Origin of the sequence: Streptomyces bambusae (genome assembly GCF_020532645.1) — a bacterium.
Lineage (GTDB): Bacteria > Actinomycetota > Actinomycetes > Streptomycetales > Streptomycetaceae > Streptomyces > Streptomyces bambusae.
This window is the reverse complement of record NZ_JAJAUZ010000032.1, coordinates 40,911-65,456: the sequence shown is the minus strand read 5'-3', so window position 1 is coordinate 65,456 and position 24,546 is coordinate 40,911. Positions and strand designations below refer to the sequence as shown.

Here is a 24,546-nt window from a genome sequence, read left to right as displayed (position 1 = left end):
GGCCCGGCGGGCGCGCGCGGATCAGGCGACGCCGTAGCGCGCCTCGATGCCGGCGATCAGGAGCCGGAGGCTCTCCTCGAAGCCCTGCCCGAAGTCCTGGAACAGCTCGGCGCCCGCGGTGGCGGCGAGCGGGAAGTCCGCCATCCGCGCGGCGCGTTCCGTCACGTCGAACCCGTCCCGGCGCTCGCCCGGGGCGGGTTCGACGCCCTGCTCCTCCGTGACGAAGCCCAGCGTGAACAGGTACGCCGTGGTGAGGGCGCGTACGGCCTGGGGGAGTGTGAAGCCCGCGGTGACGAAGGCCTGCAGGTTCTCTTCGAGCCGGACCGCGTGCTCGGTACCGGTGAACCGGGAGCCGCTGTAGACCTTCGCGCCGTCGCGGTAGCCGAGCAGGGCCGTCCGCAGACCGGTGCTCGCGGCCGTGAGCCGCTCCTGCCAGGTCGCGCCGGGGGCGATGCGCTGCCCGGCGACCATCCGCCGGTACATCTCCGTGGCCATCTCGTCCAGGAGTTCCTGCTTGTTCTTGAAGTGCCAGTAGAGGGCGGGCGCCTGGACGTCCAGCTCCCTGGCGATGGCGCGGAGCGTCAGCCCGTCCAGCCCGACCTCGTCGAGCAGCCGCAGTGCGGTGTCGACGGCCTGCTTCTTGTCCAGCTTCGGTGCTCTCCTCGTTGCCACGCTTGACAGCTTAACAGCGTTAAACGCATGCTGGGCGGGCCGTATCACTTAACGCCGTTAAGGAGATTTGTCATGGCTGCACCCGTTGTGGACGTACTCATCGTGGGAGCCGGCCCCACCGGCCTCGCACTCGCCGTCGACCTCGCCCGGCACGGCGTCGACGCCCTCGTCGTGGAGAAGGCCGACGCCCTCTTCCCCGGCTCCCGCGGCAAGGGCCTCCAGCCCCGCACCCTGGAAGTCCTCGACGACCTCGGCGTCCACGACGCCGTACGGGCCGCCGGGGGGCCCTACCCGGTCGGGATGATCTGGCAGAACGGCATCCGCGCCGGCGAGCACCGGATGTTCGACGAGACCGAGCCCGGCGAGGGCGCCCCGTACGCCGGACCCTGGATGGTGCCGCAGTGGCGGACCCAGGAGATCCTGGCCGCCCGGCTCGCCGAACTGGGCGGCGCCGTCGCCTTCGGCCGGGAGCTGACCGGCATCCGGCAGGACGATGACGGCGTCACCGCCGCCTTCGCCGGCGGCCCGCCCGTCCGCGCCCGCTACGCCGTCGCCGCCGACGGCGGACGCTCCACCGTCCGGCGCGCCCTGGGCATCGGCATGACCGGCGAAACCGTCGACCCGGACCCCATGCTCGTCGCCGACGTCCGCATCACCGGCCTCGACCGGGACAACTGGCACGTCTTCCCGCCGGCCGACGGCTCCGGGTTCCTCGCGATCTGCCCGCTGGCCGGCACCGCCGACTTCCAGCTCGTCGCCCGGTTCCCGGAGGGCACCGCCCCCGACCTCTCCCCGGACGGGATCCGCGCACTGGTCGCCGCCCGCACGCACCTGGCCCCCAACGCCGTGACCGAGGTGCGGTGGGCCTCCGGCTTCCGGCCCCGGGCCGCGATGGCCGACCGGTTCCGCGACGGTCGGATCTTCCTCGCCGGCGACAGCGCCCACGTCCACTCGCCCGCCGGCGGCCAGGGACTCAACACCAGCATCCAGGACGCCTACAACCTCGGCTGGAAACTGGCCGCCGTCCTGCGCGGCACCGCCGCCGGGTCCCTGCTCGACAGCTACGAGGACGAACGCCTGCCCGTCGCCGCCGAGATGCTCGGCCTGTCCACCCGCATCCACCGCGGACAGGCCCGCCGCGGCGCGGCCACCCGCCAGCTCGGCATCGGCTACCGCGACTCCGCCCTCACCGCCGAAACCCGCCCAGGCCTCCCCGACGACGCACTCCGGGCCGGGGACCGCGCCCCGGACGGGGTGCGCGGCGGCATCCGGCTCTTCGACGCCTTCCGCGGCACCCACTGGACGCTCCTCGCGGTGGGCGCCGCCGGGGCGGCCGTGCCGGACCTGCCGGACCTGCCCGGTCTGCCCGCCGTCCGCACCGTCCGCTTCCCGTCCTACGAGGCCTACGGCGACGGCGTGTTCCTCGTCCGTCCCGACGGCCACCTCGCCTGGGCCGGCACCACGGCCGACGGCCTGGCCGCCCACACCGCCGCCCTCACCGGCCGGTAACACCCGGCCCGCCGCCCGCCGCCCGCCGCCCCGGGCGGCGGGCGGCCGGGTCCGGCGGGCGCGTGCGGTCAGTGCAGGATCTTCTCCTTGGCCCGCTCGAACTCCTCGGTGGTCAGGTCCCCGCTGGCCTTCAGCCGGGCGAGCCGGTCCAGCTCGTCCACATGGCTCGGGGGCGCGGTCTTCGCGGCGGTCTCACGGATGTAGTCGTCCACCATCGCCTTCTGCTCCTGGGCGTGCTTGATCTCCCGGGACCCCATGCCCCTGCCGCGTGCGATCACGTACACCAGCACGCCGAGGAACGGCACGATGAGCACCAGCACCAGCCAGCCCGTCTTGGCCCAGCCGCTGATGCCGTCGTCCCGGAAGACGTCGACGATGATGCGGAACAGCAGCATGAACCACATCACCCACAGGAAGATCCACAACACGGTCCAGAACGCGCCCAGCAACGGATAGTCGTACGCGAGGACTTGACCCGCCATGACAGGCCTCCTTCCGAGGCTTCCTTGCCGTACCGCCCCGGCCCGCCGGCCGGACCCGGCACACGCCGGTCCCGGGCAGCGGGGCCGTGTCCACCGGCCCGCATCCTGCCCGTCGCCCCGAGGATGACCGCACGCGGCCCACCCGCCATCACCCGCGGCGGGTGACTCGCGCGGCGTGGCGATCAAGACACCGGACGGTGACGATGGAGGGTGTCCGGCCGCCGGGACGGTTCCGGCGCACCCGCAGCGGAAAGGGGCAGCGTGGACGTGAGCAGCACGCGCGGCCGGTGCGCCCCGGCGGGGACGTGACCCCGTGCCCGCGCCCGTCCGGGGGCCCGGACCGGCGGACCCCCTGCTGGCCGCGAAGCTCGCCGTGCCGCTCCAGGCCCCCGGCCTCGTCCGCCGCGACCGGCTGCTGCACCGGCTCACCCTCGGCGCGCAGGGCCCGCTGACCCTCGTCACCGGCGGCGCCGGCGTCGGCAAGACCGTCCTCGCCGCCTCCTGGGCCGCCGCCCGCCCGCCGGCCGCCCCCACCGTCTGGCTCACCGCGGAACCCGAGGACACCCCCGGCGTCTTCTGGGCGTACCTCGTCGAAGGCCTCCGGCGCGGCGGCGCACTCGCCGGCGCCGACCTGGGTACGCCCGTCCGGGCGGCCGACGTCGACCGCTCCCTGTTCGTACGGCTGGCCGCCGCCCTGGAACGGCTGCCGGAACCGCTGGTCCTCGTCGTCGACGGGCTGGACGACAGGACCGGCCGCAGTGTGTACGACGGCCTGCGGTTCCTCGTCGAACACGCCGGGCCGGCCCTGCGCACGGTCCTCCTCGGCCGGGCGGACCCGCCCCTGCCGCTCCACCGCTACCGGGCCGACGGCCGCCTCCACGAGATCCGCGAACGGGACCTCGCCTTCACCCGTTCCGAGGCCGGAGCGCTCCTCGCCGGCCACCTCCGCAGGCAACCGGCCCCGGCCCCGGCCCCGGACTCCGACGACCTGGTCGACGTCCTCTTCCGGCACACCGAAGGGTGGGCCGCCGGACTGCGGCTGTGCGCCCTCGCCATGGCGCGGACCGACGATCCCGCCGCCTTCGCCCGCTCCCTCACCGCCTCCGAGCAGGCCGTCTCCGACTACCTCCTCGCCGAAGTGCTCGCGGTCCAGCCCGCCCCGGCCCGCGACCTGCTGCTGCGCACCGCCGTCCTCAGCCGGGTCCACCCCGGCCTCGCCGCCGCGCTCACCGGACGGCCCGACGCCGAGCGCACCCTGGAGGACCTGGCGCACCGCCACGCCTTCGTCGAGCCTCTCGCGGGCACCCGCTGGTACCGCTTCCATCCCCTCTTCGCCGCCGTCCTGCGCGCCCACCTCCGCAGCCGGCACCCGGACCTCGAACCCCGGCTGCACTGCCGCGCCGCCCGCTGGTACGCCGCCCGCGGCCAGCCGTCCGACGCCGTCGCGGAGGCCGCGGCAGGCGGCGACTGGCGCCTCGCCGCCGAGCTGACCGTACGGAACCTGCTGGTCGGTCCCCTCCTCGTCGACCCGGGCGCGATCCCGTCCGCGGACACCTTCACCGCCATGCCGCCGGACCCGCCCGGCCCGGCCGCCCACCTCGTCGCGGCCGCCCGCTGCCTGACCCGTGACGACCCCGCCGCCGCCCGCTCCCACCTGTCCGCCGCCGCCGGACCGGGCCGGGGCCGGCCGGACGCCTCGCCCGCGCCGGACGGCGGGGACCGGCTCGCCGCGCAGCTCACCCTCGCCCTGCTGCGGCTGCTCTCCCTGCCGGACGGGCCCGCCGAGCGGGAGGCCGAGCAGATCACCGGGCTGCTGGACCGCCTGACCCCGGAGGAACGCGCCCGCCACCCCGAGCTGGAGCCGCTGCGCCGCTACGGGCTGGGCTGCGCCCGGCTGCGCACCGGAGCCGTGCAGGCGGCCCGGCAGGAGCTGGAGCAGGCGGCCCGGGCCTGCCCCGGCGACGACCCGCTGGTGCTGCTGCGGCACAAGATCCTCGGCCGCCTCGCCCTGGCCGACGCCGCCGCCGGGGCGCTGGCCCGCGCCCGGGAGCACGGTGCGGCGGCCTACGGCCTCGCCGACCGGCACGGCATCCCCGACGCCCACCGCTCCGGCGCCGCCGGCCTCGCGCTCGCCGCCGTCGCCGTGGAGCAGGGCGACCTCGTCGCCGCGGTCGCCCACCTCGACCGCACCGCCCTCGCCCCCGACACCGGCCGCGACCCGGACCTCGACGCGGAACGGCTGGTCCTGACCGCCCGGCTCGAACTCGCCCGGGGCCGCAAGCAGGCCGCCCGCACCCTTCTCGACGCCCACCCCGGGACGGGCGTACGCCTCGCCCTGGCGCGGGCCGGTGCCGCCCTGGCACAGGGCGACCACGCCGCGGCCGACCGTGCCCTGCAGCACCTCCCCGCCGCCCTGCCGGCCCGCCGGATCCTGCTCGCCCGCGCGCACCTCGCCGCCGGACAGCCCGCACGCGCCCGCCCGCTGCTCGACGCGGCGGCGCAGCCCGGTCCGTCGGAGGCCACCCCCGCCGACCTGGTGGGCCTGGCGCTCGCCCGCGCCCGGCTGGCGCTCGCCGGCGGCGACGAGGACACCGCCCGCGCCCGGCTCGCCGAAGCCCTCGCCGCCGCCCGCCCCGAACTGCTCCGGCAGCCCTTCACGGAGGCCGGCCCCTGGGTCCGGCACCTCGCCGGACCGAGCGGCGTCCACGCCTGGCTGACCGCCGCACCGGCGGCCGCGCCCACCGCCGCGACCGAGCCCCTCAGCCCCCGCGAGACGGAAGTCCTCCGCCACGCGGCCCGCATGATGTCCACCGAGGAGATCGCCGCGGAGCTGCGGCTGTCCGTCAACACCGTCAAGACCCACCTGCGCGGCGCCTACCGCAAACTGTGCGTCTCCCGCCGCCGCGACGCCGTGGACCGGGCCCGGGAACTCCACCTCCTGTGACCCGCCCCTCACCTCCCGCGGGTGAGGCGCCCGCCCCCGCCCCGGCGCACCATGCAGGGGAGGCCCCCCGGCCCCGGCGGACGAGGACGGAAGGACGGCCGCCCATGCGCTACGAATTCCGGATCACCGGCCTCGTGTCCGAGCCCTTGGCACACGCGTTCCCGGAGCTCGACACGGCGCCGCCGTCCCGGCAGACCCTGTTCTTCGGGACCGTCGCCGACGAAGCCCACCTGTACGGGCTGCTCGGCCGGTTCCGCGACCTCGGCCTGCACGTCGAGGAGATGCGCCGCCTGCCCGACTGAACACCCCGGCCGCCCGTGCGGCCGCGGCCACCGGACGGCACCGGCCGTGAGGAGGCGCCACCGTGACCAGCCCGTCCTTCCCCTGGGGCGACGGCCCCACCCCCCGCGAACGCGCCCGCCGCGGCCGGGCCGCCCGCGCCCGGGTCCGCCGCTCCGCCCACGCCCGCCTCGACCCGCCGGCGGCCGGCCGCGACCCCGTCGCCGTGCTGGAGGCCCAGGCGGGGACCCGCGTACCGGAACTCGTACCCCTCCGGTACGGCCGGATGCTCCGCTCGCCCTTCGCGTTCTACCGCGGCGCTGCCGCCCTCATGGCCGGCGACCTCGGACCCGCTCCGCACACCGGGCTGACCGTGCAGCTGTGCGGCGACGCGCACGTCATGAACTTCGGCCTGTTCGCCTCCGCAGAACGCGCCCTCGTCTTCGACGTGAACGACTTCGACGAAACCCACCCCGGCCCCTTCGAATGGGACGTCAAACGCCTCGCCGCCAGCCTTGCCGTGGCCGGCCGCGAGAACGGCTTCTCCGCCGCCGAACGCGCCGCGGCCGTCCGCGCGGCGGTGACCGCCTACCAGCAGCGGATGCACCGCCTCGCCGGCATGCGCACCCTCGACGTCTGGTACGCCCAGGACGACGCCGACGAGCTCCAGGCCCTCGCCGCGCAGGGCGGCGAGGGCATCCGCCGCCGGGCCGAACGCCTCGCCGCCAAGGCCCGCAGCAGGGACCACCTGCGGGCCGCCGCCAAACTCACCCGCCGCGTCGACGGCAGGCTCCGCATCATCGCCGACCCGCCGCTGATCACCCCCGTGTCCGACCTGCTGGAGGGCGCCCCGGGAGTGCAGCAGGACACTGCGCTGCGCGGACTGATCGACACGTACGCGCAGAGCCTGCCGCCGGAACGCCGGCAGCTGCTCGGGCGGTTCCGGATCGCCGACATGGCCCGCAAGGTGGTCGGCGTCGGCAGCGTCGGCACCCGCTGCTGGATCATCCTCCTGACCGGCCGCGACGACGAGGATCCGCTGCTCCTGCAGGCCAAGGAGGCCGGCCCGTCCGTCCTGGACCCGTACACCCCGGCCGTCCCGTACGAGAGCCAGGGGCAGCGCGTGGTGGTCGGCCAGAGGCTGATGCAGGCCGCCGGAGACATCTTCCTCGGCTGGGAACGCGTCACCGGGATCGACGGCCGCTCCCGGGACTTCTACGTCCGGCAGCTCCACGACTGGAAGGGCTCCGTCCCCACGGACGGCATCCGCCCCGAGGGCATGCGCCTGCTCGCCCGCGCCTGCGGCGCCTCCCTCGCCCGCGGCCACGCCCGCTCCGGCGACCCGATCGCCATCGCCGCCTACCTCGGCACGTCGGACACCTTCACCCGCTCGCTGACCGCCTTCGCCGAGACCTACGCCGACCGCAACGGCCGCGACCACGACACCCTGGCGGAAGCCGCCCGCACCGGACGCATCCCGACGGCCGAGGAATGACGGCCGAGGAATGACGGCCGTGGAACGACGGTCGGCAGTCCCCGAGACCGGCACCGGCACTGCCGAGGAAGGAGCAGGACGGACCCATGCACGGCACGGACGGCAGGGACGGCAGGGACGGCAGGGACGCGGCCGCGGGCGGCGCCGGCCGCACCCGCCGGCCGCGCGAGCAGCGGCTCGCACGGTGGCTGCTGCGCGCGGTCCTGACCGATCCCGGCCGGCTGCCCGAGATCCTCACGACGTTCGCCTCCCGCCGGCTGGGGCCCGCGGCCGCCCGTACGGTCGCCCGGATCCGCGCCGAGCACCCGGACGCCGGCCCGGCCGAACTCCAGGCCCTGGTCGTCGCGCGCGGCCGGCGGGTCGTGGTGGTCGAAGGGGCCTTCGTCGGCGGCCCGTTCATCGTCCTCGTCCCGTTCGCGTTCTGCGCCGCCCTGCTGGCCCAGCTGCGCATGGCCCTGGAACTCGCCGCCGTGGCCGGCCACGACGCCACCGCCCCCGACCGCACGGCGGAACTCCTGGTCATCCAGGGTGCCCACCCGGACGTCCGCACCGCCCGGGCCGCGCTCGCCGCCGTCGCGCCGTGCCGGCCGGCGGGTCAGGGCCACCCCGTCGGGGCTCCGCCCGGGACCCCGCACCTCAAACGCCGGCGGGGCCGGATTCCGCCCCGCAGCATCCGTCCCCCGGACGAGGTCCGGGGAGGGGCGAACGCAAGCCCGGCCCGCATAACCGCCCTGATCGCCACCGTCGTGCGCATGGCGTACCTGCTGGGGCTCCTCGGGCCCAGGACCCCGACCGGCCGGCTGGTCAGGGCGGGCCGCTGGGCGCTGGTGCTCGGCGTGTTCGCCCTGGGCACGATCGCCCCGCTCGTCTGGCTCCCGTACCTCGCGTACTCCTACCACCAGTCGACGGGACAGCTGGCCGCCCGCACCATCGCCTTCCACCGCTCCGCCCCACCCGGGCAGAGCGCACGGGCCGCCGACCCTCCGGCCGCGGACCTTCCCACGCGTGCGGACCCCGGCATGATCGCCGCAGCCCTCCGCACCCTCTCCTCCCTCCTGCTGCCCGCAGCCGCCATCGGCCTCGTCCTCGTCGCCGCGGTCGAGGACTCCCGCTGGCCCGTCCTGGCCGTGGTCGTCACCCTCGTCTCCACGGCCATCGGCACCGTCTGGTACCTCCGCAACCGCTGGGGCCCGCGCGGCTGACCACCCGGGCCCCCGCACCCCGCCGTCAGGAACCCGTGAGCCAGGGAATCTCCCCGGCCGCGTACCGGTACGCGCGGAACACCGCGTTCTGGGCCCCGCGCGAGGACTCCAGCCCCACGCCCGCGCCGAACGCCCCGAACTCCGGCACCACGAACTCCCACACCACGTCTCCGTCCGGGGTCACCTCGAAGAGCCGCCCGAACGAGCCCTCGGCGATGAACGTGTTGCCGTTCGGCAGCCGCTGGGCGCTCGACATGTACGGGCTGTAAAAGTTCTGCGGCGGGTTGTCCTCGTACGCCCACAGCTCCTCGCCGGTGCGCGGGTCGAGTTCCAGGACCCGCGAGTACGGGACCGAGGTGGTGTCCCGGTAGGTGCCGTTGTCGAAGACCAGGACCGTGCCGCCGGGCAGCTCGTGCGGGTAGTGCTGCTGTGCCAGCACGTCCGGCCCGATCCGCCAGCGCACCGACCCGTTGCCGCGGTCCACGGCCACGGTGGTGGACGCACTGCGGAAGCCCACGACGAGCCCGCCGTCGGCGAGTTCGTTGACCGTGTTCGCCATCGGCCAGTGCTCGCGGGCGAAATGCGGGTCGAGCGGCACCTGCGCGGGATCCAGGTGCTCGATCGCCGCCCACCGCCAGACCACTTCGCCGCTCCACGTGAGCTCGTACACGACGTCCCCGTAGACCACCCCGCCGGGCGCCTCCGAGCCGGGGATCCCGCCCCGGATCCGGGCCGCGTCCGCCGGATCGAGCGGCTCCACCGCGAGCACGGCGAGGTTCCCGTTGGCCAGGACCGACGCGTCGTGGTGGTGGAACGGGTGACGGACCTCGCGGACGACCGTGCCGTCGGGGGCGATCTCCTGGAGGATGCCGCCGTGGTAGACGTCCCAGATGGGGAAGAGGGACGGGCCGGAGGTGTCCTTGCCCTGGTAGAAGAGGTTTCCGTTCGGCAGCAGCCGGCCGTGCCGGCCCGGCGGGTGGGGCGAGGTCCAGGTGTGGACGACCGCCCCCTCGATGTCGACGAGCCGGACTTCGCCCGGGCCGGCGATCGGGGTGTAGAGGGTGTAGCCGCCGTGGCTGCGCTCGGGGTCGTGGGCGCGCAGCCCGAGTCCGCGGCGGCGCAGGGTGTTCTGGTCGACGGTCATGGGGAGGGCTCCTGTCGGTGAGTTGAAGGAAAGGGGGAAGTGGGGAGGCCCCGGTCAGGGGAGCGTGACGGCTGCCGGGTCGACGGACGTGAGCGGCGCCGGGTGCACACGGGCCCGCAGCGCCCGCCGGTCGGCCGGGCCGGGCAGCCCCTGCGTGGACTTGGCCCAGGCGGCCTCGGCCGCCAGCTGGTCCAGCAGCCCGGCCGAAAGGGTCGTGCCGTACGCGTACTTGGGCTGGAAGGCGGCTGCGTAGGCCGACTGGACGGCGCCGTTGGACTGCGCCACCACGTCGCGTTGCGCCCGTGCCGGGTCGGCGGCCTGTGCGCGCCCGGCCCGGACCAGGGTGCGCAGCACCGCCGTGGTGGCCGTGTCCCGGGCGGTCGGGCCGGCGACCAGCAGCGTCCGCGCCGTGTACCCGGTGAACCGGACCTCGGCGTAGCGCCCGCCCAAGGCGGTGCGGGCCGCGTCGTAGAAGCCGGGGAAGGTCACGCCGGCGTCGATGTCGCCGCGGGCGAGCGCCGGGGGAACCTGGTTCGGGGCGAGGTTGACCACCGTGACGTCGGCCGCCGTGAGCCCGGCCGAGCCGAGCATCCGTGACAGCGCGTACTCCACGTTGGTGCCCTGCGGCACGCCGACCCGGCGGCCCTTCAGCGCGGGGAAGCCGGTGATCGCACGGTCGGAGCGGGTCAGCAGCCGCCAGTCGGAGAACCTCGACAGCTCGGCGACGATCCGCACGTCACGGCCACCGAGCGCGGCGGTGACGGCGGGCAGGTCGCCCACCACACCCAGCTGGGCCTGACCTCCCAGCACCGCGTTGAGCGCGTCCCGCCCGGTGGACAGCATGACGATCCGGGCATCGACCCTCTCGGCCGCCCACAACTTCCGCGCCTGCGCGATGTGTACGGGTGCCCCGCCGAGGTGGTCGCTGCCGGCGAGGGTGACGGCGGTACGGCCGGCGGCATCCGCCTCGGAGGCGGCACCTGTGGTACCGGCGGAGCAGCCGGACGTGACGGCGGTCAGGACGGCGACGACGCCGATCAGGGTGGCGGCCGGGATACGGAATCTGGACACACGGAACCTTTCGGAGGAGGGAACACGAAGAGGGAGGGGCGCCGAGCAGGGAAGGCGCGGAGCGGGGGAGGGTCGGAGCGGGGACGGGCGCCGGGTCAGCCGGCGGCGAGGTGGGCGGCGACCAGTTCCCGCAGGCCGGGATCCGGCGGCCCGGGCGGCACCGCATGGTCGGCCAGCACCCGCCCGGGCGAGCCGCCGAGCACCACGACCCGTTCGGCGAGCGCCAGGGCCTCGTCGATGTCGTGGGTGACGAACAGCACGGTCAGCCCGGTCCGTTGCCACAGACCGCGCAGCAACTCCTGCATGCGGGACCGGGTCAGTGCGTCCAGCGCACCGAACGGCTCGTCCAGCAGCAGGACGTCGGGCTCCGCGGCGAGTGCCCGGGCCAGCGCCACCCGCTGCTGCATGCCGCCGGACAGCTGCGCGGGATACTTCTCCGCCCCCTCGGCCAGGCCGACCTCGGCCAGTGCGGCCAGCGCGCGGGTCCGCCGCTCTGCCCGGCGCAGCCCGAGGCGCTTGAGGGCGAACTCGACGTTGCCGCGGGCCGTGCGCCACGGGAACAGCGCGTACTGCTGGAACACCAGCCCGCGGTCCGGACCCGGCCCCGTCACGGGGACGCCCGCGACCGTGATCCGCCCCGCCGTCGGCCGGACGAAGCCCGCGACCGCACCCAGCACGGTCGACTTGCCGCAGCCGCTCGGCCCCAGCAGGGCCGTGAACGAACCTGCTGGCAGGTCCAGGTCCGTGCGCTCCAGCACCGGTGCGGCAGGCCGCCGCCGGGATCCGCCGTAGCCGACCGCCAGGCCTTCGATGCGCACCGGGCGGCTCACGACGGCCCCCAGTGCGCGAACCGGCGGCCGGCCGCGGCCAGCAGCAGGTCCACGGCCACCCCGAGGACGCCCAGGACCAGCAGCCCGGCGAACATCCGGTCCACCCGGAGGAACTGCCCGTCCACCTGCAGCCGGTACGCCAACCCGGCCTCCGCACCGCCGAGTTCCGCGGCCACCAGTGCCAGCAGGGCCACCGACGCCCCGTACCGCAGCGCCGCCAGCAGCGCCGGCGCGGCCGCGGGCAGCAGCACCTCGGCGAACCTCCGGTGCAGCGGGGCCCCGAGGCTCCGCGCGGCCCGCAGGTGCGTCACCGGAACCCGTGACACCCCGTCGTGCACGTACAGCCACACCGCGAGCAGCACGGCGTAGGCGATCAGCAGCCGCTTCGCGGTCTCGCCGATCCCGAACCAGGCGGTGGCCAGCGGCACCAGGGCGATGGCCGGGATCGGCCGCAGGAACGAGACCAGGGGGGTGACCGCCGCCGAGAGCCACGGCAGGTGGCCGGTGGCGAAGCCCAGCGCGGAGCCGAGCAGGGCTCCCAGCGCGAAGCCCTGCCCGGCGCGGGCCAGACTGGCCGCGAGGTCACCGGCCAGGGTGCCGTCCCGGGCGCCGTCGGCCAGGGCCGCCACGGTCTGGCCGGGTGTGGGCAGCAGCCCCGGGGCCACCGCACCCGAGCGGGCCAGGGCGTACCAGAGTCCGAGTGCGGCCCCGGCTGCGGCCAGGGCGGGCCCGAGGCGGCCGAGGGCCGCGGGACCCGGTGGGGTTGGGGTGGCGTGCACGGGGCCTCCTCACATACGGATAAGTGAGGTCAATAATTGACGAGGTCTATGAACGGGCTGTTTCAGCAGTACGAAACGTTCCACCAGAGCGCCGCCAGACCTTCCCGGCAGCCCCGGACCCCCGTGTCCCATGAGGTACGTTCACGATCGTGACGCGCCCCGAACCCACCCCCGAAGCGATCGAGGTCGGCCGGGTGATCCGCGCCTGCCGCAAGCAGCGCGGGGTCACCATGGCCGCGCTCGCCACCCGCTCCGGCCTGTCCCAGCCCTTCCTCAGCCAGCTCGAACGCGGCCTGGCCACGCCCAGCCTCACCTCCATCTACCGGATCGCCGAAGCCCTGGACGTGGCGCCCGGCACCTTCCTGCGCGCCCCCGGCGAGCCCGGCACCGTCAGCCACGAGCGCGACCCCCAGGTCATCCGCGTCAGCGAGGCCGCCGGGCAGATCGCCCGGGTCCTCATCCCGGGGGGCAGCAGCGCACTGATGGAGGCCTACGAGCACCACTTCGAGCCCGGACTCGGCGAGCGCGGCTGGTTCCGGCACCCGGGCGAGGACTTCCTCTACGTGCTGTCCGGCGCCGTCGTGCTGGAAGTGGAGGGCGAGGAACCGCTGACCCTGACCGCAGGCCGGAGCGCCCACCACCGCGGCGACCTCCCGCACCGCTGCCGCCTCTTCGGCGACGAACCGGCCCGCACCCTCCTCGTCACCGCCGGCGGCTGACCCGCAGCGCCGGCCGCCGGCGCCCCGTCAGCAGGCCGCGCCCAGCGCGTCCCGCAGCCTGCGGGCCTGGGTCACCAGCTGCGAAGTGCCCTTGCGGGCCGCAGCGGCGGCGAGCCCGTCCGGCATCGGACCGGCTGCCGCGCAGCGCTCCGCGCAGTCGGCGGCGACGGCCAGGACGTCGCCGGCGCCACGGGGCGGGCCGGCGGTCAGGACGGCGGGGAGGGCGGTGGACAGGACGGCCCACGTGGTCGCGAAAGCGCCCGTCGCGGCGGCCGTCCGCGCCGCGTCCGCCAGCCGGTTCGGCTTCACCGTGCCGAGCTCCAGCAGCTCGGCCAGGTCCCGGCCCAGCCGGACGGCGTCCAGCTCGCCGCGCGCCGCGAGGACCAGCAGGGCGTCGACCGCCGCCAGCCGGTCCTCCGCATGCCGGGCACCCAGCCCGGTCGCCACCGCGAGGTGCAGCACCGGGCCCGCCGGCCCGCCCAGTTCCGCCAGCGCGGACAGCACCGCCCCGGCCCGGCGTTCCCCCAGCGTCGCACCCGCGGTCAGGTCCGGCAGCAGCCACAGCGCCTGCGTCTCGCGGTCCTCCGGCAGCACCATGTGGTACGGACGGCGCCCGCCGACCCAGTGCCAGCAGCGCACCGTGTGCGTCGAGAACGGGCGGCCCAGCCGGTGGAACACCGGAGGCAACGCCTGGAACGCCGGGCGCTCCGCGGCCTCCACGACGACCCGGCCCACCGTCTCCTGCCGCCATCCCCCCTCGTACCGGGCCGTGGAACCCGCCTGCTCGACCCGGCGGAAGAGCCGCTCGGGACCCGCGCTGCTGCCACCGTCACCGAGCCACTGCGCCAGCCGATCGCCCCACGGCGTGCCGAGCCCGGCCGCCGCCGGAGCCGCCTCCGGCTCGTGCCGGAGCCGCAGCAGCGCCTGCGCGAAGTCGACCGGAGCCGGGCGCACCCCGAGCCGCCGGTACTCCGCCAGCCGCTCGACGAGGTCCAGCGGCTCCAGCGACCCGGAGTCCCAGCTCGGCGTGGCCAGCAGGAACGGCAGCGGCTCGGCCGGCATCCGCAGCGCCACCTCGTGCGCCCGGGCCCCCTCCACCCGGTCCAGCGCCTCGTGGACGCAGTCCTGCCCGGAACCCGCCGGCCAGGACTTCCCGCCCGCCCGCAGGCCCCGCACGTCCAACCGGTCCAGCACCGCGGCCGCGACGAGCTCCAGCCCCGCCAGATGGTCCGGGTGCGTCCGCCCCATGCCCTCCCGCGCCCAGTACCGGTCGGCCACCGCCGGCTGCAGCGCGGCCGCCAGCGCGGCCCGGTCCCGATGGGCGTGCCGCACCAGCAGATCGAGCGCCGATTCCGTCTCGACGACGTCCGGCGACGAGGAGTGCAGCAGGGCGGCGACCAGCTCGACGGTCTCCGCCACCGACCCGCCCACGCCCAGCCGGCGGTGCCCCGGCGGTGCCGGCAGCGTCTCCTCGTACCCGTCCGCCGGCCCGACAGGCACGTCCCCGCCCAGCAGTTCGCAGGCCGCCCGCCGCAGCCCCGGCCCCAGCTGCTCCGCCTCGCACGCCAGCTCCTCCCGCAACGCCCCGTCCTCGGGCCGCAGATGCGCCGCCACCAGCTTCAGCGCCCGCTCCTGGAGCGCGGCATCCGCATGCCCGAACGCCGCCGCGACCGCCGGCAGCAGCACGGACCGGTCGTCCCGCCCCCGCCGCAGCGCCTTGCCCAGCAGCACCAGCTGGGCGCGCACGAGCTTCTTCTCCGGCCGGAACAGCACCGCCGAGGACATCTCCGCCAGCCGCCCCGCCGGCAGCCTGCCCGCCTCGGACAGCCCCGACAGGATCCGCTGCGCCCGCCCCGCCAGCGGCGATTCCGCGTCGGCGGCCAGCGCGATCCAGTCGGAGGTCCGCTCCGCCTGCTCGTCCACGGTCAGCTCCAGGACGTCCAGCAGATCCGCGTAGAAGCGCAGCTGTCCGGCCCGGCCCCCGCGCAGCAGCCTGGCCACACTGCCGTCCACGAGCCGGCCGCGCTCCACCACGCCCTCTGCCGCCAGCCGCGCCAGCTCCGCCGGCCAGCGCCCGGGCGCCGCCGGATCCTCGTACCAGCCCAGCCCGGGCGCCGGTTCGGCCGTCTCGAACAGCAGGAGTACGAGTTCCCGCACGCACGGGTCCTCGCGCAGCGCCACCCGCAACGGCCCGGGCCGGCCCGCGTCCCGGCTCCGCCGGCGCGCCCCGCCGTCGCCGGTGGCAGTGGCGCCGACCCAGGCGTGCACGAAGCCGTCGCTCGCCGGGACGGGCGCACCTGTGTCCGCGAGCAGGGCCCGGATCAGCGGGTAGTCCTCTGTGACGGTCGTGGCCCGGCCGGCGAGCCGGTGGGCGACGTCCGCCCGCCACGCCGGCGCACGGCCGGCCAGCACCGCCGCCAGCGCCCCGGCGTCCGGGCCCTGCCGCCCCTCGCGCAGCTCACGGGCGGCTATCCAGGCCGCGGCGGCCGCCGCACCGGTGTGGCAGCCGGCCCCCGCGAGGTGCAGGGCGCGCAGCACGTTCCCCTCGTCCCAGCGGCGGCTCCAGTCCCAGCCGCGGACTTCCCGCCGCAGAGCCGTCAGTTCGGGCAGCAGGCCGCGCCGGTCGGCCTCGGAAAGCGGGTCGAGCAGGCCGCCGACCAGGTCGGGGCGGCCGGCGCGGACGGCGTCGAGAAGGGCGTTCATCGGGCTGCTCCGGAGGTTGCGGGGGAACCGGCGGCGGACTGCGCCGCGCGCCGGGCGGTACGGACGGCGAGGGTGTGCTTGCAGGGGCCGCGGCGGCCCCGGTGGTCGGCCCACCACAGGCACGTGCAGCCGAGCACACCGCCCGCCTGCTCGCGGACCTGGTAGCTGCGCTCACCCGACCGGACGGTGGCCGTACCGTCGCCGTGCAGGGCGACGGCCCCGTCGGCCACCAGGGCCCGGGCCGCCACGAGGCGCGGGTTGTGCCGCTCGGCCCGCCGTGCGTCGTAGGGGAGTTCGCGGTGGAAGTACGCGGCCTCGGCGGCGTCGTAGCCGACCCGGCCCGCGGTGCCCAGCCGGACCAGGGCGGCCCGCACCCGCGCTGCGCTCAGCCCGCTCTGGTCCGCGAGGTCGGCGACGTCGACGCGCGGCTCCCACGCCAGCAGTACGGACACCAGTTCGGCATCGGCGGCGGCCTCGTCGGTGGCGAGGGCCTCCAGGACGCCGCCCTCCCCGGAGAAGCCGCGGGCCGGCTCCGGGGACAGGGTCAGGGTGAGCCGCATGCCGGGCAGCGTGACCTCCCAGGCGGTGGCGGTCGCGGCGCCGTCGTGGCCGGCCGGCCCGTACGCGCGCAGCCCGGTGGCGTGCCGCAGCACCCGCTGGAAGGCGGCCAGCCGGTCCGGTCCGGGCAGGCAGACGGCGCCGGCCACGGGCCGGGTGGTCGGCCGCAGCGTCCGGCCGGCCGGTACGACCCACAGCGGGGCGCCGGTGCCGGGGGTGCGGGGGAGCGCCCGCAGGAAGCGCACCGCCTCGGCCGCGGACAGCTCGGCCCGCAGGTCGAACCCGGCCGTGGCCACCTGCGATTCGGCGAACCCGCGCAGCCAGCGGTCGGGCAGCGGCACCTTCTTCTCCACGACCGGCCCCTCCAGCGTGGTGACGGCCAGCTCGTCGGGACCGACCCGCAGGTGCAGCGGCTCGTCGCCGGCCAGCCGCGAAAGGGCCTGCCGCAGCGGATTGTTCACGTCCACGTTGGTGGTGCCGTGCCCCGTGTCGGCGCCGTCGAGCCCCTCCGGCAGCACGTCGAGCCGCGCGTACACCCCGCAGCACCCCGAGAACGATTCAAAACGGAGCCGGTCCCCGTTGGCCGTCACCACCGGGTCGAGTGAGGCCCGCAGGGTCCGCTGGTGGTAGCGCGCGGCGGCGACGTCCGCGACCGCGAGCAGGCCCCGGGCCGCTGCCTGAGGCGAACTCAGGAACCCTGCGAAGAACTGCGGATGGGCTTCGGGACCGGCGGGCGTCAGCCCGCCGGCCGTCTCCAGGCCGAGGAGACGTCGGCCGGTGCCGGCGGTGAGGGCGGACGGGCGCGCATAGGCAAGTGCCTGAACGGAACGGCTCATGGGCGTCAACGTAGGACCCGGCACTGACAACGCTCCGGGGCCACCGCCAGTTGTCCACAGCCGGGCGCTCCCGCGGCCGTGTGCGCCGATCGAGCGGGATCTGACGGGCCGTGCGACGGGATGGGAGGTCCTGAGGGGTTCACGTCCTACGGTCGACGCGATCCGGGCCGCCGGCGCCGCCCGCGGCACGTCGACAACAGGAGGTTCGCGTGAAACACCGACAACCCCTCACCATGCTGGCGGTGGCCGCGCTGCTGACCCTCGGGGTCACCGGTTCGGCCGTCGGCGACGGCGAGACCACGTGCTTCGGCCAGCCGGCCACCCTCACCGGCGCCGGCAAGCTCACCGGCACCGAAGGCAGGGACGTCATCGTCGGCTCGGACGGCGCCGACACCATCGACGGCCTCGGCGGCGACGACCTGCTGTGCGGCATGGGCGGCAACGACACCGTCGCCGGCGGCCTCGGCAACGACCGGGTCGACGGCGGCGACGGCAACGACCTGGTCCGCGGCGACCTGGTCGGCACCCGGGCCGCCGTCGAGGGCGGCGGCAACGACGTCGTCTACGGCGGGGCCGGCGACGACCGGGTCGGCGGCGACAGCATCGCCTTCGGCGCCAGCGCCTCCGGCGGCGGCAACGACCTCGTCTTCGGCGGCGACGGGGACGACCACATGGTCGGCGACAGCCGCGGCGGCATCAACGCCTCCGGCGGCGGCAACGACATCCTCGACGGCGGCGCCGGCAACGACGAGATGACCGGCGACTCCTCCGCCGAGGCCACGGCCGACGGCAACGGCAACGACGTCCTCGTCGGCGGCGCCGGCACCGACGCGATCATCGGGGACAGCAACTCCGGCAAGATCGCCCACGGCGGTGACTCCGGCGAGGCCTCCCGGCCCGGCCGCGACCCCAACGCCAAGCCCCAGCCCGCCAGGCCCGCACCGGCCAAGCCCGCACCCGACACGCCCGCCCCGGCCCCCGCCGCCGAGGCCGTCGGCGGCAACGACGTGATGGACGGCGGCGGCGAGGCCGCCGACACCTGCGACGGCAAGGGCGGCGCCGACGTCCTCCTCCAGTGCACACCCGCCACCCCGGCAGCCCCGTAAAGGCCGGACGATCACCACGCCGGGCAAGCGGCCGGACGGGTCACACCCCGCCCGGCCGCTGCGCACGTCCCGTGCCGGAAGACCCGTACCGGAGCGCGCTCAGACCGGCTCCCGCTCCCCGGCCGCCTCCCACCCGCTGCGGTCCGCGCCGGCACCGCCCCCGGGGACGAACACGAGCCGCGCTCCCGACCGCACCGGCGCCGACCAGGCCGCCCCGACCTCCGCCAGCGGCACCGCCACCGCCGCGCCGCCCGTCTCCAGCACCGGCAGCCGCGCCAGCAGTTCCCGCAGCGCAGCGGCCCGGCGCACCCCCGGGATCGAGCCCAGCCCGCTGCCGTACAGCCGTACGTCCGCCTTCCGCAGCCAGGCGGACGGCAGCGTCATGTCGGGGCCCGCGGCCGAGCCCACCTGCACCCACCGCAGCGGCCGCGCGAGATCCGCCCGGTGGCGCAGGATGCCGTCCAGAGCCAGTTCGGCGGGCCGCCCCCACAGGTAGTCCAGCACGATGTCCACATCGGCCGCGGCCGCACCGAACGCCGCCGCCACCTCCTCGTCGGACCCGGCGAGCACGACCGTGCGGCCCGCCCCCAGCCCCGCCACCGCCGCCAGCGCGTCGGCGTCCCGGCCGGCCGCCACCACCGAGGACGCCCCCTGGTCGACGGCCAGCCGCACCGCGGCCCGGCCCGCGTTGCCCGTGGCGCCGAGCACCAGCACCGACGCGCCCGCGCGCACCACCGCCCGCTCCCGCAGCGCGATCCACGCCGAGGACGCGGGATTCATCACGGCGGCCACCGCGACCGGGTCCAGCCCCGCCGGCACCGGCATCAGCGCCGCCACCGGCACGGCGACCCGCTCGGCCATGGTGCCGTGCGGCGGCTCCAGCCCGGACACGTACACGACGTCGCCGTCCGCGGTCCGGCCCACCCCGTCGAACCCCGGCACCAGCGGCAGGGCCGAGCCCCCGGTGTAATGGCCGCCCGACGCGAACGAGCGCACCAGCGGGGACAGCGCGGCCGCAAGGACCTCCACCACCACCTCGCCGGCCGCCGGCACGGGCTCGGGCACGGACTCGTACCGGGGCGGCTGCCCCAGCGCGTGGACCACGGCTGCATACATGAACTGCCTCCGAACGGGTGAGAAGGGGAGATGTCCGCCGGGCCGGGCCGGTCAGCGGCCGGCCGGCCAGCCCCGGTGCGCCGCCGCCGAGTGGACGAAGTCCGTCAGCGACACCGTGTAGTCGTCCTCGGCCGCCCGGTAGGCGGTGCAGTACCGCGTCGGGTACCAGCCGGGGGTGCGCCAGGCGGCCGGCTGGGGGACCGGCTCGCAGGTGCGGTGGGCGGCCCCGGTCCGCTGCTGCAGCAGCAGGTCCCGGGTGACCATCGGCTCCATGAAGACGAGCCCGCCGCCGTACGCGCCGTAGATGAACGTCTGCCCGCGCAGCGTGCCGTCCGACGGCGGCCGGCTGTCCAGGTGCGCCCCCATCGCACCCTCCGCCGTCTGCGGGCTGCTCGCCGGGTAGCCCGCGGGCAGGTACGCGGCCGGCACCGGCTCGGCGGCCTCGGCCAGCTGGTCGCACGCGATGAGCAGGGCGCACCGGCCGGTCCGGATGCCCGCCCGGACCTCCGGCGGGACCAGGTAGAAGTGCACGTCGAAGTGGGCGACGTCGTAGCGGCCGTGCGGATTGTGCCCGTGCGGGTTCCAGTTCAGCAGGACCCACCGGAACGGGAGTCCGGCCGAGCCCGCGGGCAGCGCCAGCTCCAGGCTGTGGCCGCCGACGCACTCGTGCGTGCCGTCCGTGTGACCGTCGGCGTCCGCGTCGAAGCAGTGCCGGCCGTCGTTCGCCGCCGTCGGCAGCCCGGCGACGGCCCCGGCGGTCAGGGACACGCCCAGCGTCTTCGGCACCCCGCCCTCGTACGTGCTGAACGTCCGCACCGTGCCGCCGCCCAGCCGCGCCGCCGGACCGTAGCGCGCGCAGCCCCCCGTACCGCCCACCACGGTCCCGTCGGAGCAGGCCCGCGCCTGCGCCACGGCCCCGGTCCGCGCCGTCGGCAGCCCGGCGGCGGACCCCAGCGCCGCGAGCAGCGCCACCGACGCCCCCACCACCGCCCCGACCCGCCACCGGGCCCGGCTCATACCGCCACGCTCCAGGAGGACCGCGAGTTCAGTGCTGCGGCGTCCACGCCCGTGACCTGGCGGGTGCAGGACTTGATGTCCTCCAGCCCGTCCTCCGGCAGCACGTCGCGTATGTCGAGGAAGCCGTCCGGGGCCAGCGCCTCCACCTGCCGGAGCACCGGGTCGGGCTCCAGCCGCCGGTGCGCGCCCAGGATGCGCGTGGTCTGAGGCAGTCGGGCCTCCTCGTACCGGGCGAGGGCCGCGTCGATGCCGTGGTGGGCGAGTTCGTACGCCAGCACCCGGGCGTCGACGATCGCCTGCGAGGCGCCGTTGGAGCCGGTCGGGTACACCGGGTGCGCGGCGTCGCCGAGGAGGACCACCCGGCCGTCCCGCCAGGTCGGCAGCGGATCCCGGTCGATCATCGGGTACCGGCCGATCAGCGGCGCCGCGGAGATGGTGGCGTGCAGGTCGAGGAACTCGCTGCGCCAGCCGTCGAGATGGGCCAGCACGTCCGCCGCCGGAACCGACCGGTCCCAGTCGGCGCCCGCCCGGGTCCCCTCGTCCCCGTGCTCCTCGTCGGTACGGCTCTCCACCACCCAGTTGATCAGGCAGCGGCCGTCCCGGCCGGGCCGCGAGACCGGGTAGGCGACGGCCTTCACCCGCGCATTGCAGCCCACGATCACCATCGTGCGCCCATCGAGGAACGCGGGTCCCTCCGTCACCCCGCGCCACATCCATATCCCGTTGCCGAGCGGCGGCCCCTCCTGGGGGAACATCGTGGCGCGCACCGCCGAGTTGATGCCGTCCGCGCCGATCAGCAGGTCGCAGGAGTACGGGCCGGAGCCGTCCCTGACGTGCACCCGCACGCCGGGCCCGCCCTCCGCGTGCTCGTACCGGACCACCCGGCGCCCGGTGACCACCGCCTCGGGGCCGAGCCGGTCGCGTACCGCGGTCAGCAGCAGTTCCTGGAGGCGGGCCCGGTGCACGGAGTACTGGGGCCAGTCGTAGCCGGCGCCCCGCCCGCGCGGCTCGCCCCAGATCAGGCCGCCGTACCGGTGGTGGAACTCCAGCCGCCCGCACGCCACGGCCATGCCGTCCAGCGCGTCCGCCAGACCGAGTTCGGTCAGTTCCCGTACGGCGGCGGGCTGGAGGTTGATTCCCGCGCCGATCTCCCGGAGATTCGGGCACGCCTCCAGGATCCGTACGTCGTGCAATCCGGCGGCATGAAGACTCAAAGCCGTTGTCAATCCACCGATTCCGGCTCCCGCGATCAGGATCCGCGGGGAATCTATTCGACCGTACGGCGACATGCCTTCTACCTCCGGGGAAGAGCCCACTGTTTGCGATCAGTGCAGGTCAGTGACATCCAGTCACCCGATTGGACCATGGGCGAGTGCCGCCTGACGGGTGAAATGGCTTTAATCGGGTGTCGGCAACAGAAAGGCTGCGACATGCACCACGCGACGTTCGAGCCGTGCGACGCACAGCGCCTCCAGCATGCTGTTGACTACGCCCTCCACGCTTCCAGGGAACCGCTCGATTCCCTCCTGCCGCCCTGGATACCCGGAGATCTCAAACGGGAGATAAAGAGCGGCTGCGTCGTTTCCCACTGTGCGACGTTGCTGTTCCCGGAAACGGTGGAGTCCGCTCTCGAGTACTTCGAGGAAAACGGCTGGCCGGCCGCGACCACCATACCGAGCGTCCTGGTGAAGCGCCGCCTGGTGGAGCGTCACTGGCTGCCCGAGGACACCGACATACGGGTGACCCGGCTGCGCCTCACCGCCTGCCTGGCCCCCGAGGTCGAGGTCTTCCTCTTCCCGCGCTGCAGCCCGGCGTACACCGAGAGCATCGGCCGGGAGGAACGCGTCCACGGCTTCGAGAACCACGTGGGGCTGTTCATCGACCGGCCCGACGAACGCAGCCTCGCCCGGCTGGCGGACCGGCTGGAGACCGCCGGCCAGATGATCTACGAGGGTTCGGCGCACAACCCGCACGAGAACACCACCATGCTGTACTTCGCCCCCAGCGCCCGTGTGGCCACGGCCCGCCGCCGCTTCCCCCGCTGGGAACTCCAGTGCGCGGGCGACCTCACCGCCTTCGCGGCCCGCCGCCGGGTCCGCACCCACGACCTGCGCACCGCCTACGCGATGCTCCGGGCGAACCATCTGGACGCCGCCGCTGCCGCCAGTGCGGGCGCCGCGACCGTACGCCGTCCCGTCCCGGTCACGGACTGAGCGCCGCCCGGCCCCCTCCGACCGCTCCCCGTCTCCGCGCGCCCGTCGGCCGAGGCGGGGAGCCGCCACGAGCCGCCGCCTGCACCGTTCACCCGCCCGGTCCAGCCGCAGCGCCGCCGCATCCCGCGAACGGCCGAGCAACGGGGCGGCCGGACGGGCGGACCACCGCACGGCACGCCTAATCTCGCAGCCAAGCACGCACCTCGGTCCGTTCGCGAAGCCTGCGGAGACGTCATGTCCCATCGAGGCCGCCGCCTGGCCGGCGCCTGCACCACCGCGGTCGCCGCCGCCGTCCTCGCCGTCGGCGGCGGCCTCGCCCCGCCGTCCCGCCAGGCCCCCGGAGCCCCGGCCGCCGTCCCGGCAGCCGCTCCGGCGGCCGCGGCCGGCACCGGGACGGCGGTGGGCGCCTACCTGCACTACGGCTCACCCGGCGTCGACCGGATGCAGCAGCTCTCGCGCTGGCTCGGCGGCACCGACCTGCGCGCCGGGCACACCTACCTGCCCGGGGACACCTGGGAGAACATCGAGGGCGCCCCCAGTTCGCTGCTGACCTGGGCCCGCTGGCGCAAGGCGCGCCCCGACCGGCTGTTCGTCCTGAACGTGCCGATGCAGGCGGACAACGAGGCCGGCGTCCCCGACGACGAGGTGGCCCGCCGGATCCGCGCCGGCGCCCAGGGCGCATACGACCGGCACTACCGCCGGCTGGCGGCACGCCTGGTCGCGCTGGGGCTGCCGGACACCGTGCTGGTGCTCGGCTGGGAGATGAACGGCTTCAACTACACCCACCGGTGCCGGCCCGACCCCGAGAACTGGAAGCGCTACTGGCGGCGCATCGTCACGCAGATGCGCGCCGCGAAGGGCCAGCGGTTCCGCTTCGACTTCGCCCCCAATCGCGGCAGCGACGCCGTCCCCTGGACCCGCTGCTACCCCGGCGACGACGTCGTCGACATCCTCGGCATGGACTCGTACGACCAGCCGCCCGGGGAGAACTTCGACGACCAGATCACCCAGCCGTACGGTCTGCGCCACCACGTCGACTTCGCCAAGGCCCACCGCAAGCGCATCTCGTACCCCGAATGGGGCCTGTTCCGCAACGGCGACAACCCCGAGTACATGCGCCGCATGCTGGCCTGGATCGCCCGGCACAAACCGCTGTACCACAGCATCACCGACTACTGCCCGCACGGCGTCTGGCAGTGCACGGAGAATCCGCGCTCCGCCCAGGTCTTCCGCAGCTCCCTGAAACCTGCGAAGGCCCGCGGCCGCTCCGCCGCGGGCGCCAACGTGCCCCGCGGCTGCGGCGAATGCGCGATCATGCCCCCATGGGGCGGAACGCGCGCGCAAGGGAGACGGCCATGGGAGACGGGCGGGCCGTGGAGACCGCCGGAGCCGCCGGGCTCCTGACGGCCGCGGCGGCGGAGGACCGCAGCGGCGCACTGTGGCGGCTGCGCGGCGCCGACCGGCAGCTCGACGCCAACCTGGTGCGCCACCTGCCCGGTGCCCGGGTCGCCGCGCACACCGAGGGCGATCTCGACGTGATGCTGGTCGTCGTCGCCGGATCGGGCGTCCTCACACTCGACGGCACCGCGCACCCGCTCGACCCCGGCTTCCTCGGCCTGCTGCCCCGCGGGGCGTCCCGGGCCCTGGAGTCCGGCCCGGACGGCCTGTCCGTCCTCACCGTGCACCGGCGACGGCGCGGCATGAGCATCGGCCGTCCCGCCTCCGGCGAACCCGCCGCCCCCCGCTGCCCCCTCCACCTCGTCTGCTCCCAGTGCCACCGCCACGCCATCGAGGTCACCGCCCGCTTCTGCTCCTCCTGCGGCACACCGCTGGCACCCCGGGCCGCCCCCGACGGCTCCTGAACTGCAGCG

General features: G+C 75.8%; 21 protein-coding genes. 10 read left to right on the top strand and 11 right to left on the bottom strand.

Annotated elements, in window-relative coordinates; translation table 11 throughout:
• Positions 1-21 precede the first annotated feature (21 nt).
• A complete protein-coding gene (locus LG634_RS22195; protein WP_226735667.1) occupies positions 22-672 on the bottom strand; it encodes a TetR/AcrR family transcriptional regulator C-terminal domain-containing protein in 651 nt (216 codons plus the stop codon).
• Positions 673-744: 72 nt separating this feature from the next.
• Here LG634_RS22195 and LG634_RS22190 point away from each other — a divergent pair, with 72 nt between their 5' ends.
• On the top strand, positions 745-2,181 hold the full coding sequence (locus LG634_RS22190; protein WP_226735666.1) for an FAD-dependent monooxygenase: 1,437 nt from the start codon (positions 745-747) through the stop codon (positions 2,179-2,181).
• 68 nt (positions 2,182-2,249) lie between these two features.
• On the opposite strand, the gene LG634_RS22185 is transcribed toward LG634_RS22190, so the two are convergent.
• A complete protein-coding gene (locus LG634_RS22185) occupies positions 2,250-2,663 on the bottom strand; it encodes an SHOCT domain-containing protein (RefSeq protein WP_226735665.1) in 414 nt (137 codons plus the stop codon).
• Positions 2,664-2,976: 313 nt separating this feature from the next.
• On the opposite strand from LG634_RS22185, the gene LG634_RS22180 reads away from it, so the two are divergent.
• The 4 genes from LG634_RS22180 (at position 2,977) to LG634_RS22165 (ending at position 8,583) form a co-directional block, all read left to right on the top strand.
• A complete protein-coding gene (locus tag LG634_RS22180) occupies positions 2,977-5,607 on the top strand; it encodes a helix-turn-helix transcriptional regulator (protein ID WP_226735664.1) in 2,631 nt (876 codons plus the stop codon).
• Between the two features lie 104 nt (positions 5,608-5,711).
• On the top strand, positions 5,712-5,909 hold the full coding sequence (locus LG634_RS22175) for a DUF8691 family protein (RefSeq protein WP_226735663.1): 198 nt from the start codon (positions 5,712-5,714) through the stop codon (positions 5,907-5,909).
• A 62-nt stretch (positions 5,910-5,971) separates the two neighbouring features.
• The gene (locus LG634_RS22170) at positions 5,972-7,381 is read left to right on the top strand and encodes a DUF2252 domain-containing protein (protein WP_226735662.1); all 1,410 of its coding nucleotides are present in this window, start codon (positions 5,972-5,974) and stop codon (positions 7,379-7,381) included.
• 86 nt (positions 7,382-7,467) lie between these two features.
• On the top strand, positions 7,468-8,583 hold the full coding sequence (locus LG634_RS22165; RefSeq protein WP_226735661.1) for a hypothetical protein: 1,116 nt from the start codon (positions 7,468-7,470) through the stop codon (positions 8,581-8,583).
• Positions 8,584-8,608: 25 nt separating this feature from the next.
• Here the strand turns inward: LG634_RS22165 and LG634_RS22160 are convergent, their stop codons facing one another.
• The 4 genes from LG634_RS22160 to LG634_RS22145 form a co-directional block, all read right to left on the bottom strand.
• Positions 8,609-9,727, bottom strand: a complete 1,119-nt coding sequence (locus LG634_RS22160) for an aryl-sulfate sulfotransferase (protein ID WP_226735660.1) — start codon at positions 9,725-9,727, stop codon at positions 8,609-8,611.
• Between the two features lie 54 nt (positions 9,728-9,781).
• Positions 9,782-10,798: an ABC transporter substrate-binding protein gene (locus tag LG634_RS22155; protein ID WP_226735659.1), complete on the bottom strand. Its 1,017-nt coding sequence runs from the start codon at positions 10,796-10,798 to the stop codon at positions 9,782-9,784.
• A 95-nt stretch (positions 10,799-10,893) separates the two neighbouring features.
• A complete protein-coding gene (locus LG634_RS22150; RefSeq protein ID WP_226735658.1) occupies positions 10,894-11,628 on the bottom strand; it encodes an ABC transporter ATP-binding protein in 735 nt (244 codons plus the stop codon).
• Positions 11,625-12,407 carry an ABC transporter permease gene (locus LG634_RS22145; RefSeq protein WP_226735657.1) on the bottom strand — a complete coding sequence of 261 codons (783 nt, stop codon included), beginning with the start codon at positions 12,405-12,407 and terminating at the stop codon, positions 11,625-11,627. The genes LG634_RS22150 and LG634_RS22145 overlap by 4 nt, the downstream gene beginning before the upstream one ends.
• Before the next feature lie 149 nt (positions 12,408-12,556).
• On the opposite strand from LG634_RS22145, the gene LG634_RS22140 reads away from it, so the two are divergent.
• Positions 12,557-13,126: a helix-turn-helix domain-containing protein gene (locus LG634_RS22140; RefSeq protein ID WP_226735656.1), complete on the top strand. Its 570-nt coding sequence runs from the start codon at positions 12,557-12,559 to the stop codon at positions 13,124-13,126.
• A 27-nt stretch (positions 13,127-13,153) separates the two neighbouring features.
• Here LG634_RS22140 and LG634_RS22135 read toward each other — a convergent pair whose 3' ends face one another.
• Both LG634_RS22135 and LG634_RS22130 read right to left on the bottom strand, forming a co-directional pair.
• Positions 13,154-15,829: a DUF6493 family protein gene (locus LG634_RS22135; RefSeq protein WP_226735655.1), complete on the bottom strand. Its 2,676-nt coding sequence runs from the start codon at positions 15,827-15,829 to the stop codon at positions 13,154-13,156.
• A complete protein-coding gene (locus tag LG634_RS22130; RefSeq protein ID WP_226735654.1) occupies positions 15,826-17,223 on the bottom strand; it encodes a serine/threonine-protein kinase in 1,398 nt (465 codons plus the stop codon). Before LG634_RS22130 ends, LG634_RS22135 begins: the two co-directional genes overlap by 4 nt.
• A 209-nt stretch (positions 17,224-17,432) precedes the next feature.
• Here LG634_RS22130 and LG634_RS22125 point away from each other — a divergent pair, with 209 nt between their 5' ends.
• The gene (locus LG634_RS22125) at positions 17,433-18,329 is read left to right on the top strand and encodes a calcium-binding protein (protein WP_226735653.1); all 897 of its coding nucleotides are present in this window, start codon (positions 17,433-17,435) and stop codon (positions 18,327-18,329) included.
• A gap of 99 nt (positions 18,330-18,428) precedes the next feature.
• On the opposite strand, the gene LG634_RS22120 is transcribed toward LG634_RS22125, so the two are convergent.
• From LG634_RS22120 to LG634_RS22110, 3 genes are read right to left on the bottom strand one after another with little or no spacing between them, the layout of a single operon-like run.
• Complete coding sequence (locus LG634_RS22120; protein WP_226735652.1) at positions 18,429-19,445, bottom strand: quinone oxidoreductase family protein; 1,017 nt, start codon at positions 19,443-19,445, stop codon at positions 18,429-18,431.
• A 51-nt stretch (positions 19,446-19,496) separates the two neighbouring features.
• The gene (locus LG634_RS22115; protein WP_226735651.1) at positions 19,497-20,462 is read right to left on the bottom strand and encodes a hypothetical protein; all 966 of its coding nucleotides are present in this window, start codon (positions 20,460-20,462) and stop codon (positions 19,497-19,499) included.
• Positions 20,459-21,751: a flavin-dependent oxidoreductase gene (locus tag LG634_RS22110; protein WP_226735650.1), complete on the bottom strand. Its 1,293-nt coding sequence runs from the start codon at positions 21,749-21,751 to the stop codon at positions 20,459-20,461. Before LG634_RS22110 ends, LG634_RS22115 begins: the two co-directional genes overlap by 4 nt.
• 309 nt (positions 21,752-22,060) lie before the next feature.
• On the opposite strand from LG634_RS22110, the gene LG634_RS22105 reads away from it, so the two are divergent.
• The 3 genes from LG634_RS22105 to LG634_RS22095 all read left to right on the top strand — a co-directional run bounded on the left by LG634_RS22105 (position 22,061) and on the right by LG634_RS22095 (position 24,537).
• Positions 22,061-22,675: a hypothetical protein gene (locus LG634_RS22105; protein WP_226735649.1), complete on the top strand. Its 615-nt coding sequence runs from the start codon at positions 22,061-22,063 to the stop codon at positions 22,673-22,675.
• A 234-nt stretch (positions 22,676-22,909) separates the two neighbouring features.
• The gene (locus tag LG634_RS22100) at positions 22,910-24,079 is read left to right on the top strand and encodes a glycoside hydrolase family 26 protein (protein ID WP_226735648.1); all 1,170 of its coding nucleotides are present in this window, start codon (positions 22,910-22,912) and stop codon (positions 24,077-24,079) included.
• Positions 24,031-24,537, top strand: coding sequence for a hypothetical protein (locus LG634_RS22095; RefSeq protein ID WP_226735647.1), 507 nt, complete (start codon positions 24,031-24,033; stop codon positions 24,535-24,537). Before LG634_RS22100 ends, LG634_RS22095 begins: the two co-directional genes overlap by 49 nt.
• The last annotated feature ends 9 nt before the right edge of the window (positions 24,538-24,546 follow it).

Excerpts from the sequence above, each read along its gene's own strand:
- LG634_RS22190 (WP_226735666.1), top strand. The coding sequence starts at position 745 with ATGGCTGCACCCGTTGTGGACGTACTCATCGTGGGAGCCGGCCCCACC.
- LG634_RS22185 (WP_226735665.1), bottom strand. The coding sequence starts at position 2,663 with ATGGCGGGTCAAGTCCTCGCGTACGACTATCCGTTGCTGGGCGCGTTC.
- LG634_RS22175 (WP_226735663.1), top strand. The coding sequence starts at position 5,712 with ATGCGCTACGAATTCCGGATCACCGGCCTCGTGTCCGAGCCCTTGGCA.
- LG634_RS22165 (WP_226735661.1), top strand. The coding sequence starts at position 7,468 with ATGCACGGCACGGACGGCAGGGACGGCAGGGACGGCAGGGACGCGGCC.
- LG634_RS22160 (WP_226735660.1), bottom strand. The coding sequence starts at position 9,727 with ATGACCGTCGACCAGAACACCCTGCGCCGCCGCGGACTCGGGCTGCGC.
- LG634_RS22135 (WP_226735655.1), bottom strand. The coding sequence starts at position 15,829 with ATGAACGCCCTTCTCGACGCCGTCCGCGCCGGCCGCCCCGACCTGGTC.
- LG634_RS22130 (WP_226735654.1), bottom strand. The coding sequence starts at position 17,223 with ATGAGCCGTTCCGTTCAGGCACTTGCCTATGCGCGCCCGTCCGCCCTC.
- LG634_RS22120 (WP_226735652.1), bottom strand. The coding sequence starts at position 19,445 with ATGTATGCAGCCGTGGTCCACGCGCTGGGGCAGCCGCCCCGGTACGAG.
- LG634_RS22115 (WP_226735651.1), bottom strand. The coding sequence starts at position 20,462 with ATGAGCCGGGCCCGGTGGCGGGTCGGGGCGGTGGTGGGGGCGTCGGTG.
- LG634_RS22110 (WP_226735650.1), bottom strand. The coding sequence starts at position 21,751 with ATGTCGCCGTACGGTCGAATAGATTCCCCGCGGATCCTGATCGCGGGA.
- LG634_RS22100 (WP_226735648.1), top strand. The coding sequence starts at position 22,910 with ATGTCCCATCGAGGCCGCCGCCTGGCCGGCGCCTGCACCACCGCGGTC.
- LG634_RS22095 (WP_226735647.1), top strand. The coding sequence starts at position 24,031 with ATGGGAGACGGGCGGGCCGTGGAGACCGCCGGAGCCGCCGGGCTCCTG.